Below are 17743 nucleotides of genomic sequence, written 5' to 3'. Positions count from 1 at the left end.
CGACCGAGCGCCGGGACCTATGACGGGTTACTGGTGGGCCGCTCCCTGCTTCGCTTCGGTTGAGGGGTATTCCGGGCGGGTGACGCCGTGGCGATAGAGATTCCCGGATGGGCGACTCATTTGGAATGGGTCGCGGGCGCCGCGTGGCCGCGGATCAACGAGGATGTCGTCAAAAAGCAGTCCTGGGCTTTCACCGATCTGGGTAAACGTGCGCGCGCCGAGCTCGACAACCTCGATGACGCGATCGACCAGGCGCGAAAGGGCTATCCCGCGGGCGTGGGCGCGGAGGAGAACCTGAAGGCACTGAAACAGCTCCGCAAGGACGCCGCGGGTCTGCCCAAGTTCTACGACAACATCGCCGAATCCACCCATAGTTTCGCGGGACAGATCGTTTCGCAGAAACTGAATGGAATCATCGGGTTCGCCTGGCTGGTATTGGAATTGGCGCAGGCGGCACTGCTGGGGCCCGGTGCGCCGTTCGAGGAAGCATTTGCCATCGGCCAGGCCAATATCTTCTTCCGGATGCTGGGAGGCCGGCTCGCGAGCGCGATCGAGTCGATTCTGCTGCGTGCGGGGATGTCGGCCGAGGCGGCGAGCATCACCGCGAAGTTCATCTACGAAATGGTGCAGGAAGCGTTCGTCGAGGTGTTCCAGGGCACCTCACAGGAGATGGCCGTTCAATGGGCGCTGATCCACGGCAACTATCAGGAGAAGCTCGACTGGGGCCAGATCGGGCAGAACGCCTGGATTTCCGGGGTGGCGGGCGCGGGCGGCGGTGCGACCGGGCATCTGCTGCACCGAGTGTTGCACCGGTTGCCGCTGGCCGAGAGCGGCTGGCAGGGCGGGTTGCGCGGGTCGATGATGGGCGCGGGCGCGGGGCTGGGTGGTCAGGCCACGGCCTACGCGGCGACCGGTTTGAGCGGCGGCGGCTGGGAGTTCGATCCGTATGCCTGGGTGGGCGGCGCGCTGGGCGGGATGGGCCCGAGCATCATCCACGGGTGGCGGGGGAACTCGGATTACGGCGGTGGCCCTATCCCGCGGGGTATGCGGGTCGGCACCCGGATCGGGCAGATGCCGGGCGATCCTTCGGACGACACCGCGCCGGTGGGCGATGGCACCGCGCCGGTGGGCGATGACACTGCGCCGGTGGGCGATGACACTGCGCCGGCAGGCGATGACACTGCCGCGTCGCCGGCTGCCGCGGCGTCGGGTTCCGGCGGGTCGAGTGCGGCGCGCGGGGCGTCGTCCGAGCCCGCGGCGGCAGGCGCGCGGGCCGAGAACTCCGCGACCGGCGACGATGACGCGGCGGCGCAGCCCGGCGATACCGGATCGGGCGCTACCCGGAGCGAGACGACGGGTGAGGATACGGCCGAGGGGAAACGACCGGAGTCCGGAGCGGCCGCGGATACCGCAGAGGGGGATTCACCCGCGAGTTCGGCAGCCCGTGGCGACGCCGCAGCGCCCGACGGCGCCGGTTCCGTGGCGGCAGCCGGTGCGTCATCCGAGGGCGGCGCACCGAGCGGGGCCGCACCGGGCGCAGCGCCGTCGGGTGGTGCGACGCCCAGTGACCCCGCCGCGTCCGCCGTCATCGGCGACGCGAACAGCAGCCCGGGGGCCGACTCTCCGTCGGCCACCGGGGCAGCGCCGACCGGCGCTTCGGCCCCCGGGTCTCCGGCAGTTGGCACCTCGCCGACCGGGTCTTCGACCGCGGGATCTCCGGCGACGGGAGCGCAGGCACCGGCGTCGTCGTCGAACACGACCTCCACCACACCGGCCGCGGGCGTTGCCGGGGCCGCTCGATCGGGCGAGAGCAGCCGCTCCGGCAGCGCGGCGCGGACGGGCGACAGCAGCTCCGCGCGGACCCGGAACACCACGGACGCCGACGCGGATCCCGGTGCCGCGACCTCGCCCTCAGCCGGCGAACCCGCCACCCCGGAAACGCCTACGGCCGCTCCGCGCGCCGGGGCCGCGCCCGATGCGGCACCGCAGAACGTCGGTGCGGCACCGCGTGCCGAAGGTGCACCGGACAGCGCGGCGCAACAGACCCGGGCCGACGACGGGGTCACCGAACCGGCCCAGCCGCAGACCCCGGACGACACCGGCTCGCAGCCCGATCCGGCGGCGCCACGAGACCCCGACGACCCGACCCGGCAGCCCTCCGGCGACGACGAGGCGAACCGGCCACAGCCGGAACCGGACTCGGACCCGGACTCGGACAACGTCGTTCCCGATGTGGACAACCAATGTGGGCGGTTCTCGTTGGCGCGCGTTGCGGAGCGGACGGGTAACCCCTTGGTAACTGTGCCCGTGCCGGGTGAGGTCGGGTCGAATGGTATGCACCAGCGCGACTTGCAGGGTCATGCGGGTGGGATCCTGATGCCGATGCGGGGCCGTAGGCGGATGTCGGCGCACGCGAGGGTGGCCCAGCAGCTGCGTGATCTGGGCGACGGCGCGACCGTGCTCGTGGTCGATCGCCAGCGCGGCCGGTTCGGTCCGAACGATGTCGGGGCGCACGCCTATGTGATGTACAACGAAGGCGACCGGATCATGGTGGATGATCCGCGGATCGGTCCGCCGTTCGAGTTCGACCCGGACAACGCGCCGGATGTCCGAAAAACCTTCGTCATCACCTACGGTCCGACCGGTGAGTTGCTGACCCCGTCGCTGGCGGCGGGCTCGGGCAGTAACCAGGAGGAGGACGAGGAGTCCGGGGACGGTGCCGGGACGGTCCCGGACACGGCGGCGCGCCGGGACGCGGCCGCGTGGTTGCAGGCCGTGTATCAGTCCATGGTCGCGCGGCGAGACGAGGCGGCGACCCGGCTGGAGGAAGTCGCGGGCCGGATGCCGCGGCCGGTCGCTGTCGCGGACTTGCGGTCGCCGGACTTCCGGCCGGTGCTGCGGCAGCTGGCCGCCCAGCTGGGTGCATCGGGCCGGGCGGACCTCGCCGACCTGACCGAAGCGGTGCGTGCGTTTCACGAAGTCAACGGCATGGTCGATCGTTTCGACGCGATGCGGCGGGGTTTCGCGGGGATTCTCGGCGAGCGGGCGGCGGCGCTGGCCGAGTTGCGGAATCTGGCCGAGGATTTCTCGCTGGACCTCGCGCGATTGCGGTCGGACGACTATCAGCAGGTGCTGGACGAGTTCGCGGCGTCGCCGGACCGGGAGGTCGACGCGGCGGATCCGACCCGCGCCGACCGAGCCCTGAGCGCGGCGGTGCGGCGCTACCGCACTGTCGACCGGGCGCTGGGGGAGTTCGCGCCGTTGGCCGCGGTGGCGCGGCAGTCCGGGGCGCCCGACGGGTCTTCGGAACCATTCGGCGAGGCCATGTCCCGCGCGGCCGGCGCGCTGGGGTGGATGTCGGCGCTGCGGCAATTGCGGCACGGCGCCGCGCAGTTCCCAGCGGTGAACGTGGCCGAGCTGGAGGCGTCGGCGCGACGGGCCGAGGCCGAACTGGCCCGGGTGGCCGAGCCGGATTCGGGTATCTCGGTGCGGGATCAGCGGCTGTTGAGCGTGCTGGTGAGTCAGTTCCATGAGGCCGCGGGCCGTATCGGTCTCACCGATTCGGACGTACCCGAAACCGAGCCGGCCGCGGACCCCGATGTCGCCCCCGGCGCCGATTGGCTGCGGCAGGTCTACCGGTCGGCGGTACTGCGACACGACGGGATCAACGACGAATTGGTCGAGATCACCGACGGTCTGCCGGTCGATCCGGACGCGCTGCGGTCCGCCGACCACGCCGCCGAACTCGAGCGTTACGCGCAGACGGTTCCCGACGACAGCCCGGAGCTCGCGCGGCTGCGCGACGTGGTGCGCCGCTATCACGAAACCGGCGAGATGGTCGACCGTTTCGACGAGATGCGGCGGGCATACGCCGACGTGCTCGCCGAATGCGACACCGCGGAACAGGAACTGACCCGGCTGGCGGATGATCTGTCGCTGGATCCGGCGCCGTTGCGGTCGGATCGATACCACCAGGTATTGGACGGGCTGGCCGATTCGCCGGAGCACCGGGCCGTGCGCGCGGCGACTACGCGCTGGCACGAGGCCGACGGCATCGCCCGCCGGATCGACGAACTGGCCGAGACGGCAGCACGATCCGGGCAGGAACCGGAGCGGTTCAACCTGTTGTACGCCCACGCCACCGAGATGGTGGAATGGGCGGCGGCGCTGGCGGCGCTGCGACATGTGTCCGGCCAGTTCCCCGTCGATCTGGGCGAACTGTGCTCAGTGGACCGGACCGCCGCCGAGCTGGACCGGTACGCGACCGCACCGGACCGGGTGGTCGACCCCGCCGACCCGGCCCGTGATGTGCGAATGCTCACCCACGCCGCACAGCGGTACAGCGAAGCCAGCGTCCGCATCCGGGATATCGGAGCCCGGCTCGCGGCACTGGACGGGAGCATCGAGACCGGTGGTGCGTGGTTGTGGCGCACCCGCCAGGCGGCGCTGGTCCGGCACGGCCGCGCCGCGGCGGAGTTGGCCGCGGTTGCGGGCCGGCTGGGTGTGGATCTGGATGCGTTGCAGTCGTATCAATACTGGCAGGAGGTGGAACGCTACCGGTCCGCTGCAGGCTCCGTCGACGAGGAGGTGACCGAACTACGGGCCGCAGCGCGGCTCTACCACGAAACCAACGATCGAGTAGTGCAACTCGGCGAACTACGGGACGGCTATAGGGCGGTCGTCGTCGGGCGCAATGCGGCGTTCGCGGAGCTGACCCGGCTCGCCGAGGCCGCCGCGGTGGATCCGGCCGAACTCCGGTCGGCGCGGCACGGCCGAGCCCTGGACCGGCTCGCCGACACCCCGGAGTACCGGGCGCTACGTGCGGCGACAGTGCGTTTCCAGGAAGCCGACCGCATCCTCGGCAGGTTCGACGAAATACCGGAAGCGGCGCAACAGTCACCCCAGCGGTACGCCCTGTTGATGGCACACGCCACCGCCACGCTGGAATGGACCTCCGCGCTGTCCGGTCTGGCCTTCGTCGCCACCCGGTACCCGGTGGACCTGGCCGAATTGCGGACCGCGGAACGTACCTCGGCCGAGCTGCGGCGCTATGAGAAGGCCCCGGATCGCGTGGTCGACCCCACCGACCGCAACCGCGACCGTCGCGTCATCGCCGCCGCCGCCCAGCGTTATCACGATGCCACCGCCCAGGTCCGGACCCTGGACCAGCAGCTCATCGCCGCCGGCCCGGTCGTCGGCAATGTCGCCGCCGCGAACCCGATGGGCCTCGACCTGGCCGGCTACCAGCGCCCCGACCTTCCGGAGGCGTTGGCGCGCGGCCCGATGAACTGCGCCCCCGCCGTGGCGCGGGCCATGCGGGCGTTCGTCCTGCGCGTAACCGGGTCGCCCCTGGACGCGCCCGGGTTGCCCGACAGCGTCCTGATCGATATGTACGGCGTCCGCGAACACCAGCTCGCCCGGGCGCTCGGCGGCGACTGGCAGAACTTCGACTCGCTGCGGCAGGTCGTCACGCATGTCGCCAAGTACGGTGGCGCCGTCGCGGGTGCGATGAGCTTCGGCGCCCGGGGCTGGCACGCCTTCCAGGTCGAGAAGGTCGGCAGTACGGTCGTGGTGCGCGAGCGGGTCAACGGCGTCGATCGCGAATGGAGTGGTCGCGTCGGCGAGAACGGCTGGGACGCCTGGTTACAGGAACGCACCGGAGCCGGGGTGTCGCGAGTAGCCGGTATCGTCTTCGACCGCCACGGGAAACCGCTGATCCGGTATGTCGAGGGCAACCGCCTGATCGATGCCGCACGGGTGGCCCCGGACGGTCCCATCGGCCGGCTGCCGCCCCCGGAGCGCGGGCCGCCGGCGCAACAGTGGCATGACCGGCTGGGTGAGTCCGGTGACGTGCACGGCGATCGGCTCGCTGCGTCGGCCCGGCTGAGTGAACTGGAACCCGGCACGGTCGAATACGCGCGGTTGGCCGCGCAGATCGCCGATGTCGATGCACTGGCGCACCGTCAGTTGGCGTTGGCGATCGAGGTGATGGGTCTCGAACACGAATTGGTCGAGCCCGGTATCGACCCGGTCGCGGCCTACCAGCTGACCCATAGGCTGCGCCGGTCGAAGGCCGAACTGTCGAGGGTGAACAGCGAACTGGCGCCGCTGTCCACCGACCCGAAGGCGTTGCTCGGCCCCAGCCGCCTTCCGCACTCCGCGCCCCTCCCCGACGATATGCGTTACGGGTTCCAGGCGGTGAACGACCGGTACGGCCGACAGGTGCTCGACCTGCCGCACGGGTCTAGTCCGGACAGGTTCGGTCGGCCCCGAGCGGACTTCGAGAACGCGGTGGGGAGTCGCACTCATCGATTCCGGACCGAGGCCGAAGCGGCCGCGCTGCTCGCGCGGCTGCCCGGCGCCGCCACCATGGTCGTGCACCGGGAATACCGGATGGGGATCAACCAGGTCGAGGTGTTGACCAAGAACGCCGGCGGGCCGGTGGTGAGGATCCGCCGCGATCTGGCGCATATGGAGGTCTTCGAGCCGCGTCCGTCGCAGGACGCGCAGCTGCGGGGCGTCTCGGTTGTCCTTTTCGACGGGAACGGCGAGGTGGTCGCACCCGGCGACGCACGCCTGGCGCGCGCCCCCGAACCGGATTCCGCGGGCCCACCGGTTCGTGAGCTCGATATTCCGGCCGAACTGCGGCAGGACTACGACGCGGTGATCGCCGAACGCGATGCGGCAGCGGCGAAGATGGAAGCTCTGATCAGCGGTGAGCTGATCCCGGTGGACCTGGCGGCGCTGAAGTCGGCGGATCATGAACAGGAGTTGCGGTCCCTCGAGGGGATGGCGCGGCTCGGCGGCCTGGCAGATATCACCCGCGTCGATGTCGCGCTGTGGGCGGCGGTGCTGCGGTATCACGAGGCGGACCGGGTGCTCTCGCGGTTCGTCGAACTGGCGGCCCTGACGCAGGATCCGGGGCGGCAACCGCACGTGCGCGAGTTGTTGCGCGAGCACGCCGCCGCCACTCGGAAGTGGCTCGCCGCACTGCGGACATTGCGCACCGTCGCCGGCTCGGTGGACGCCGATATAGCAGAGCTGCAGTCGTCTCGGCCTTCACCCGAAGTGGCGCGGGTGCGGGAGTTGATGAAATCCGCGGAGCGCTACGGTTTCCCCGACTGGGATCGGAACAACACCCGATTGGCCGCGGCGATCGGGGGCTACCACGCGGCGGCGGCCGCGCTGCGGGGACTGGAGCGGCAGCTCGCCGGAGCCGCGCCCGGCTGGTCGGTGTCGGTGAGCGATCTGCAGAGCCCGACCGGGGATATCGACAAGGTGGGCCGGAAGTTCCTGCACCGGCTGCCGCCGCCGGGTCTTGCGGCGGATGCCGCGGTGGCGCCGTTCGAATCACTGCCGTGGGCGCACGAACTCAACCTGTGCTGGCCGCAGGTGGCGGCGGATGTTCGCGGTATCACCGGTCGAGACCTGCCGATGCCGGCGAGTACCGGCGCCGGCGGGACGTTCGTCCGGGATATCGAGGACGTCGTAGGCGGTCGGGCCCGGCGCCTCGGCGGGGTCCGCGAAATGGCCCGGATCCTGGACAACTGGGGGAAGCTCCAGGATTCGACCCCGCCATCGCGGCAAGACCAGCCGGGCAGCGGAAATCGGATGTCGGTGCTGCTGTTCGACCCGACCGTGTCCGGAACCGGCCCGCACGGCGACGTCGGCCACGCCTTCTGGCTGGTGCGACACGTCCGCGGCGACGGCAGCTCATGGATCGAACTGCGCGACCCGGGGCGGGGCATCTTCCGCGCCGTCGACCTGGATGACCCGGACGATCCGGTCAACGAGTTGTACGGTCCCGAATTGTGGGGGCTGTTCCTCGAACCGAACGGCCGGGCGTTGCGGTTCCCCACGCCCATCGGCACCGAACCCGAGCGCGTGCCCGCCGATCTGCGCGTCGGCCGTAGCGACGCGCCGGCGGAGCTGCCGCCCGCCGAGCGGGACATCGCCCCGACCGCCCGGGAGCAAGAGCTCGCCGAACAGGCCTGGGTCGCGATGTCACTGGAGATCGATCGCTCCGAGGTCGGGCAGGTCGCGCAGTGGTGGAATGCGCTGACCGATGACGTGAAATGGGCGCTGGTGCGGGTGATGCCGGCGCGCATCGCGGGCCTGGACGGAGTCGCGCATCAGTGGCGGCACGAGGCGAACCTGCGGATGCTCGTTCGTGAAGCCGCCGACTTGCGGGCCCGCGGCAGACACCTGCGCGCGGCCCAGTTGCTGGCCACGGCGCAGGTGCTGGCAGAAGCCGGTCAATGGTCGGACGCGCAGCTGGCAGGTAGTCCGAAGGTCTCCGCGGTGGCATTGGATCTGCGTGATCTCGGGAATACCGGGCGGCAGTTCGCCGCGATCGGAGACGTCGGATCCGCTCACGAAGTGGGAGTGGTCGTGCTGGACGGTCCTGCCACTCCGGCGGCCCTGCGGATGGGTCTGCAGCGGGCGGCGGACTACTTGAAAATGCGCGAGGGGTCGGAGGGGAAATACGCGGCAGTCGTGGTGCAGGGGCGCGATACGAGGCGGATCGCACACGACCTCGAGGGTCTGATCGCGACCCCGGGGGAAAAGATATGGAGGCGGGTATTCCGCTTCATCGTCGATGAGCAAGGGGCGGAAACGGCACGCGCCGTCGTCTTCGATGAACTCGTGGTGCGTAACGGCTCTTCTTTCAAGGATGTGCCGCCCGCCCCGCGGTCCCGGCCGCTGACGTCGAGGGCCGCCCCCACCGTCGCGGACACCGCCCTGGATGTGCCGGTCCGGAACGGCGACGCTCGTGACGGGCGCGACCTGGAGTATGCCTTGGCCGGGATGCGTCTGACTGCCCAGCGGCTACGCGAATCGGCCCACGCCGGCCTGGTCGAGATGTGCGCGGCGTTCGAGGCGGAGCTGGAGCAGAAGGTGGACGTCGCCGAACTCCTGCTCCCGGACTCGGATACGCGGCGGGAGTGGAACGGCCGCTTCGCCCGCGCGCGCGATGATCTGGCGCGGTTGCTCGGCATCGAACGCGACGAGCTGGTCAGCGATGACCGGCTGCGGCGCGAGCTCGCGAAACTCATCGGGCGAACCGGCAAGTCCGCGGAGTTGGCCGCGGCGGAAGTCGAATTGATCAGGCATTTCAACCTGCTGTTGACGGTCAACAACATCGAGTCCTTCGATAGGCGGATTCGCCGGATGCGCGCGCTGGAATACAAGGTGTCCGTCGCGCGGGCGCAGATCGATCAGGGGGTCGCCTCGGCTGACGAATTCCAGCCGCTGCTCACCGAGGCTGCCCGACTCGAGGCGGCGGCCCAAGCGATCCAGGAAGCCGAGGAGCGGCTGGCCCGCAACAAGACGCTGGTCGGCCCGTTGTGGGTGCGCGGCAATCACATCGACAGCGTCGAATACGAAGTGCTGCCCGGGGATTTCCGCCCCGACAAGGACAATGTGGCCCGCTTGCGGGACATGTTGTGGGAGACACAACTGGAGCTCGGCGCATTCCTCGACCTGGATCCGACCACGCCCGTGTCCCGGTACGAGCTGACGGAGATGGCGCCGCGTCAGGGGCTACCGAAACCGCCGGAGAACGATGCCGCGGTATCCGACTATCTGGAGGCTCTGTCGAAGGCGTTGTGGGCGAACCGGAAAGCGGAGCTGGTCACCCGATTCCTGGAGCTCGACGGGCTGCTCCAGGTGATCGATGAGACAGCCCGGCTGGACAAGCTGATCGACGAGCTGGATTCCGGATTGGAGTCCTCGACCTGGGAAATCGACCCAGTACGCCTCTCCGACCTCACGGTGGGCGATGGGCTGCTCTGGTATCACGACCACCTGGTGACACAGCTCGCGAACCAACTCGGCTCGCTGCAGTTCGCGAATTACCAACAGTTCGACGTCGACCTGCTCGCTTTGGATATGGGGGTGCTCGCTCGACTGCGCGACACGGCCGTCCAGCTGCGTGCGGAATTGGCGGCACGGCTCGATCTGGCGCTCGCGGACCTGGCGCCGGACCGGATGGGGCGACTCATCGCCGACTTCGAGGGCCATGCGGCACTGGATGACCTCGTGAAGTTGCGGCACCTCGACTACCTGATCCAGAAAGCCGGTCCGGCTCTCGCCACGATGACGGCAATCCGAGACGTTCGCGCACTGGAAGCCGCGCAACGCCGGGCGTATATCGAGATCGCGGTGGCGAAGGAGCGGTATTCCGCACTCCGCGACGAACATCTGATGCGATTCCCGCAGGATATCGAGCAGCTGCGTCCGGGGCGCAAGGACGAGGTCCGGAGCCTGGAACGTGCCCGGGAACAGGCGCGCGCGGAACTGGAGGGGGCGTCGCAGCGGGACCGGGCCACCGCCGAGCAACGCTATCGCGGGCTGACCGAACTACACGAAGTCGCCGTGGAACGTCAGCGGTTGAGCGATCGGTATCGGCATCTGCTGGGGCGGCTGCGCCGGCTCCATGACCGGGCGCTGGAGCTTCGGCGCACCGAAGGCCGGATTCAGGAGAACGACGATCTGGTGAAGTCAGTGGGTGAGCGGGCCCAGACGTATGTGTCGCCGACTACCACGCTGGCCGAACTGGCCGGTAAGCGTGACCGGGAGCAGCTGCGGCTGTCGCGTTGGCTCCGGATCCCGCGTGCCGAACTCGGGCCCGCGCGGGTGCGGGCGCTGCTGGCGGATCCCGCGGACAGTCTCCTCGCCGAGCATGCGTACGTCCGCGCGGTGGCGGAGCGGTATGTGGTGCTGGACGACATGGTCAGCGTCTTCGTCGAGAACGAAGCCGCGCGGGCCGACCGCGACCGCCTCCACGCGGCGCTGATCGCCGCCGTGGCGAATCCGGCCTCGATGGATGTCGACGGCGGTGCCAGCTACAACTGGCCCGCTGCCGTACCGGCCGTGCTGCGCGGCGGCCCGATGAACTGCGCCCCGTTCGTGGTGCAGTCGATGGCCGAGTTCGTGGCGCGGGTGTCGCGCGGTGAACTGTCGATACCCGGGATGCCCGACAATCCGCTGATCGACCTGTACGGGGTGGACGAGGAGACGTTCGCCGCGGCGGTGCAAGGCGATTGGCAGAGTTTCGGCACGCTGCGCGAGGTCGTCGAGTCCGTGGGGCGGCGAGGTGTCAACGCGGGCGGCGCCGTTGCCGGCGCCATGGGATTCGCTGGTGCGGGCTGGCACGCGTTCCAGGTGGAGCTAAGCGCAGACGGCGAAGTGGTGGTCCGGGAAAGGGTCGCCGGCGTCGAAAGGGAGTGGAAGGGCGCGGAGGAGGTCGAAGGGTGGCTACAGGAGCGGGAGTCGGACGTATCCCGGGTAGTCGGCGTCGCTGTCGACCGCACGGGGAGATCGCTGATCCGGTACGTCGAGGGCAATCGCCTGATCGATGTCGCGGAAGTGGCGCCGGACGGGCCGATCGGTCAGCTGCCGCCGGCCCGGGGACCGCCGTCGCCCGAGGTCCAGGGTGTGCTGCGGCGGAACATGCTGCGGCATCAGGACGAGATGCTGCACCGGCTCGCCGCCACCGACGCGGAGGTCGAGGATCGGGCGCGGGCCAACGCCGAACTGTGGCGCGGCTCGAGCGACGCGGAGAAGGCCGTGTTCGCGGCGCTGTGCCGGGACGCCGTCGGGGAAGCGGAAGGGATTCCGCGTTCGGTCCGCGATGCCGCTAATCGGGCTGCACTGGAAGATGAATGGCGCGAGCTCGAATCCCGTTCCGGGAGCATGGACTTCGACCGGCGACAGCGGTGGCGCGAACTCACCGCGATTCGGAAGATCCTGGCCGAGGCCGATCAGCGGGCGAAACGTCGCGGTGCGGTGGCGCACCTGTTGTCCTACAACCGTGATCCGGAGCCCAACAGTGCGCGCGGGCGGGTTGTCCTCGCCTTCACCGACGCCGGGGACGATCCGGCGGTTCCCGCCGACGATGTGGTCTGGCAGGTGACCGCGGGGCCCCGGTCGGCCGAAGCCATGGAATCAGCCGTCGAACACTTCGCGGCCCAACGCTACGGCCGGGACGGCACGCTGGAATTGGTCGCGGTGTTCAGGTACGCGGGTGACTACACCGCCGCCGACAGTGATGATCTGGTGCAGCGCATCGTGGCGTCGGATGCGGTGCGCACCGGCGCCGGACCGTCGCGGCGCACCGAACTGGTCGCCGACCGCAAGAGTTTCCAGATGCTGCGCCGCGCGGCCGATCGTTTGGAAGACCGGGTCGACGCGGCGCGGATCCTGACCGGTCCCGGCGAAAAGCCCCCGCTCCGCCTGGCCGATCGGCAGCGGCGACTCCGGGTCGCTGCCTGGTGGCGGCTGATGAAGTCCGCCGGCGGTCCACTCGGCGCGAGTTACTGGCTTTCCTCGTGGTGGGTGAGTTTGTCGCCACAGGAGAAGCGGGCGTTGGCCTGGATGCGTCCGAGGCCCGCCGCGAGCTCCGCGAACCTGTCCTTCGCCGAGCGTGCCGAGGGCAGTCTGCGGGGTTTGCACGGCGTCGTCGAGTTGCTCGGGAACAGCTATGAACTCACCCTGGCGCAGTGCATCGTCCTGGCGGAGGCCGAAGCCATATCGGCGGTTTCGAGTGGGCCCGGCCGGTCGGAGCGGCCGACGGCAGCGGCGTTGCTCCAGGTGTTGTCGCACGATGTGACGACGAACCCGGACGCGACCACACGCCACGTGATGATCGCGGACGGCCGACTCGACGCTGCCGAGCGGATCGCCGTGTTCGTGCAATCGTCGAGTGCGACACCGACGTCACTGGAAGCCGGCCTCAGGGAAGCCGACGACTATCACCGCGGGGTCACCGCCGAGCACCCCGACCTGACGGTGGCCACGGTGGTGTGGCAGGGCACCGACCGGCAGCGGTTGGCGGCCGATCTCGCCGAGCTCATCGAAACCTGGCGCCGGCAGAACCCGGGCCGGGCACTGCCGGAGTTCCATTTCCACGGGCCCGGCGCCACGATGGTGCCGATAGCCGACGCGCGCCTGGCGCCGCATCAGGAACGCTTCCGCTTCCCCGCCTTCGACCCGGACGCGGTGCACACTGTCGCGCGGGGGCCGGCCGGCCGCGAACTCGGCCCGGATCTGGCCGCGGCCGCAGCGGCTGCCGCTCAGCGGCTGGGGGCTTCCCGCACGGCGTTGCGGGGTAAGGGCGGGGATTTCAACGTCCATCCATTCGAGCTTGAGAGCCACGGACCCGAAGAGGTGGCGCGGCTGCGCAGCCTGCGTCGGCGGTTGTGCGCCGAGCTCGCGGCGCAGCTGGGCGAGAGCCGACCGGAACTTCTGACACCGGCCAGGGTGCGGGAACTTGCTGACAGCCACAGCGGCACGGTGGCCGCGCGTCTGCGGGACCTCGACGAGGTGATCGGTCACGCCACAGCCTTCATCGCCGCCGATGTTCTGGTCCGTGCTGTCGCGACGCTGAAGATCGGACTGCGCGAGGCGCATGCACATCGCTCCGACAGTGCGGGGCATCGCCGCTGGGAGGAGCGGTTCCGGCGGCTGGCGGCGCAGGCCGGTGAGCTCGACGACCTGTCCGGGCAGCTGAGCCGGAGCAGGGATCGAGCCGAGCAGTTCGACGAGCGGATCCGGCGGCTGGGCGGCGAACTCCATATCGCTCCCGAAGAGCTGATGCCGACCGAGCGGCGCGCGCGTCGCCTGCACGGTGTGCGTGCCGGCCGCCAGCAGCAGCTGGCGGAGCAGCTCACGGAGCAGTTCGGTGAAGAGCGGATGATCGAGCTGTTCGGTGACGAATTGGGGTCACAGTGGGGCCCGGACGAAGTTCAGCGAGTTCGGGACGCGGTGGAGGCCGATCCGCTGGCGCCGGGGCACCTGCGCACGGACGCCGAAGAACTCCTCCTCCTGAACGAGCTGGTCTACGCCGCCGACGAATTCGAGCAACTTCAGTACGAGATCCGCGCCGTCGAGGACGCGCTGCACAGGGGCTCAGCGCGGGTGCATCCCGTCGCCAGGGACCGGGCGATCCTGCTGTGGGCTGCGGTGTTCGGGGACGTCGATGCCGATTTCGCCGCCGGAACAGTGGCGCAGCGGTGGCGATATCAGCTGGGTCCGCGGGAACAGGCCGTGCTGGCCGAACAGCTGCCGGAAGCGCTGGCCGATACCGACGGCGTGCCCTGGCCGGTGCGGGACACGGCCAACCGGACGCTGATGTCGGCCGAACTCGCCGCACTGGAAGACAGCGAGCGCGACGGCCGGCTCTTCCCCGACGAGCGGCGCAGGCTGATCGCGCTGCGGGAACAGCTGCAGGCGCTGGCCGACCTCGAGAAAGAGACCGGCGGCCCGGTGTTCGTGCTCTCATACGACACGCGAGGTGAGCACAACGGTCGCCTGACCGTCGTGTCCGGTAGCGTCCGGGCGTCGCGGCTCGAGGTCCACTCGATGGGCCGCCGCTCCCAGCAGTCGGTATCGGAGACGCTGCGGGGCGTCGCGAGTTCACCCGGCAGCCGGGACCCCGCCACCGCGCTCGTTGTTCACATCGCGCCGGACACCACCGAGGTGGAGGCCGGGCACCAGCTGGCGCGCGATATCGACGGCGTGATCGCGTCGTGGGAATTCCACCAAGATTCGAGCGGAGGCGATCCCGGCCCGTCGGTGCAGGTCGTCGCACATCTCGACGGCGGCGCAATCGCGCGGACCGCGTTGCGTGATCTGCGGACATGGCAGTTGACGTGGAACCGCGCCCACGCCCCGCGCATCACGATCGACACGATGATGTCGATCGCGCTGCCCGAGCCGGAGCCCGGTGCGTTGGCCGGGCCGGAGGAGTTTCCGGAACGGGCGGCCGAGTGGCAGGCCGCCGCCGAGCAGCGACGTGAGGAGGTCCGCGACGCGATCGCGACGAGGGCAGCCGAATTCGCGGAGTTCGACGTCGATCCGCGCGCGGTGGACTTCGGCGACCTGGACCGGTTGCTCGGCATCCGTGCCCGGCTGGCCGCGGAATTTGCCCAGCGGCTCGGCGATCGGACCGAGATGACCCCGGCGATCGTCGATGACCGGCTGGCCGAACTGCGGATACTGGGCGGCGATCCGGCGGTGATCCGGGCGGGTGAGCGGTTGCGCGACCTGGACGGCGTGATCCGGCTCGTGCAGGCGCTGGTCCGCGCCGATGCGCGGGCGAACGGTCTCGGCACGCTGCTGACCACCGTGGCGGAGAACGCATCCGGGCCGCTGGCGGCGTGGACGGAATTCGCCGCCGCCCGGGATACCTATCTGGCGCGATTCCCCGATGACGCCCGGGCGTTGGGGGTGCTGCCGTACCGGGCGGACGCACTACGTGACCTGCGCCGCCGCGCCCGGCGGGACTTGGCCGAGGCGCTGGGCCTGGATCCGACCGAGATCGAACTGGGCACGGGATCGCCGCAGACGGTTGTGCCCAGCCTGATCCGGGAGCTGGGCGCCGACGCGCACGCGGCCCGCGTCCGCCTGCTCTACGCGCGGTACACCGAATCGGGCGATCTGCTCCAGACGGTTGTCCGCTATCAGGATGCTCTGAGCAGACAGCGCTCGTTGAGCCGACTGACAGAAGAACTCGATGACCTGTTCCGGGCACAACGAGCGGTGGCGCGACGGCGCACCGCCATCGGGCGGCGCGATCGTGCTATGGCCGCCCTTGTCGGATTGGATACGCGGGACTGGGGTGCGCGTGCCCAGCGGCCCGGTGCGGTGGCTCGACTGCGGGAGCGCCTGCAACAGGAGTTGAAGACCGGCCTCGGCCACGGCGAGACGACATCGGTCGAGCGGCTCTTCGGCGGTGAGATGCCTTCGAACCTCACCACCGATCAGGTGCGGCAAGTGTCGCAACATCTGGGTGGAAAGCGGAAGCGAACCCGCCTGCTGGCGGTGGCCGAACAGATCATGGGCCTCGATGCCCTGGACGGTGACACCGTCGAGTTCAACGAGCTCACCGTGCAGCTGGCCGGTATCGAGGGCCGGATCGACGCGGTGCTGGCCGAAGCCGGGCAGGCGGCGCCCCGCACCGCGCGGCCGGCGCAGTCCGACGGCGTCGTGCCCTACCGGAAGCCGAATGCGCCGGAGCCGCTGCGCAACCAGTGCGGCAGTGCGGCGGTCGACAATGTCGCGCTGGTCACCGGACGCACGGACATCGGGATCGGCGCTGTCGATCCCGACACCGGAATCATGGTCGGTGAGCTCGAAGCACATATGGCCGGCGACCGGCCGGTGGTGCGGTCGCAGCGGATGTCCGGTCTCGGCGAAGCCTACGATCGGCTGCTGGCGTGGGGAGCCGAGCTGGATCGGGAGAATCCCGGCAGCGGCAACGGAATCGGCGTGATGGTCTTCCAGCCGACTCACACCGGCAAGGGCGGCCGGCTGGGCCACGCGCTGGTGCTGGTGCGCCACGTCGAGAACGGCGTGGTCCGGGTCGAGCTGCGCGATCCGGGCCGGGACGTGCGGAATTTCGTGCCACGGGACGGGGATGCGGAGTCGGTGGTCTACGGGCTGTTCCTGGAGAACAACGGACGCCCGGTGGACCTTCCCGGCCCGGACGGGACCGTCGTGCACCGGGGCACCGCCGAGGACTTCGCCGTCGGTGAATCTCCTGGCTCGGTCGCGGGGCGGGCGCCGCCGCCGGGCGAGCCGCCGCCGCGCGTCGAGAAGGACCTGGGTTCGATTGCGGCGGTGAGCGATATCGGCAATGTCGCTCGCCATGGGCATGCCAACGAGGACGCCTTCGCCATCGATGTCGTCGATGTGCGCGGCCGGCCGGCCGGTGTGGTCGTGGTGTGCGACGGGGTATCGATGTCGCAGGACGGCGATCGGGCGGCGCGGATCGCGTCGGATGTGGCCCACGCCTACCTGAAGGAGATCCTGGAGACCCAGGGGCATCGCGCGGACTTCGATCCGGAGCAGGCGGTGCGGGACGCGATCGCCGCCGGGCATCAGGCGCTGGTCGAGTTGGCGGGGCGCGAGTACGCGGGTGCCACGGATCCGCCCGCCTGCACGATCGCGATAGCGCTGGTGGAGTCGACGCGGATCACCGTCGGCTGGGTCGGCGACAGCCGGGTGTACCTGCTCGATCCGGAGGGTCTCGATTCCGAGTTGGTGACCAGTGACCATTCGATTGTCCCCGCGTTGACCGCGTATCACATCCGCCAGGGCATGTCCCCGCAGATGGCCGAGCTCACGGCATTGCAGAACCCGCGCGCACACGGGATCGACCATTGGCTCGGCGGCGGCGAGGGCGGCGGACCGCCGGCGAACCGCGTGTACACCAGGACGATCACGGTGGCGGGTCCGCGCGTGGTGATGGTGAGCACCGACGGGGCCTGGGGTGAGCGGCCGGATGCCCAGGGGTTCGCGGCGATCGTCCGCCGTCATCCGGGTGACCTGCACGGGGCCGTGCTCGAGGTGATCGACCAGGCGTTGGACGACGGTGGGGGGGACAACGACACTGTCGCCATGGCGCAGTTCCCACCCGCGTCCGCCCGGCCCGGCCCGACGCCTCGGCCCGCTCAGCCTGTTCCGGTGGGATTACGGCGTGGCCACGCGGCTCTGGTCGCCGAGCGGGATGCCGCGCTGGCCGAGCTGCACACCCGGGCTCGGCGGCTGGGGTTGCCGAATCGTACTGTGGAGAAATTGAAATCGTCCCGGTTCGGGAGTGCGCTGGGAAGGCTGCCGGATCCGGACCGGCGGCAGCTGGCAGCGCAGACACGTCGTTATCGCCGGGCGAGCAACCGGCTTCGCGCACTGGACCAGCGGATCAACGCGCATCGCGGCGGGGTGGATTCGGCGGCCGCGC

The 17743-nt window shown here is 70.1% G+C and carries 1 protein-coding gene (running past one end of the window); it reads left to right on the top strand.

Annotated elements, in window-relative coordinates:
* The first annotated feature begins 87 nt into the window (after positions 1 to 87).
* A protein-coding gene (locus OG804_RS08275; protein WP_328395550.1) for a sugar transferase crosses the window boundary here: on the top strand, positions 88 to 17743 show its 5' portion. It continues 14807 nt past the right edge of the window; the window shows 17656 of its 32463 coding nt (coding positions 1-17656); its start codon is at positions 88 to 90; the stop codon falls past the right edge of the window.

Source organism: Nocardia sp. NBC_00416 (genome assembly GCF_036032445.1).
In the GTDB taxonomy this organism is placed as follows: domain Bacteria; phylum Actinomycetota; class Actinomycetes; order Mycobacteriales; family Mycobacteriaceae; genus Nocardia.
Note: the sequence above shows the minus strand (reverse complement) of the source record. Positions and strands in the feature narration are given on the sequence as shown.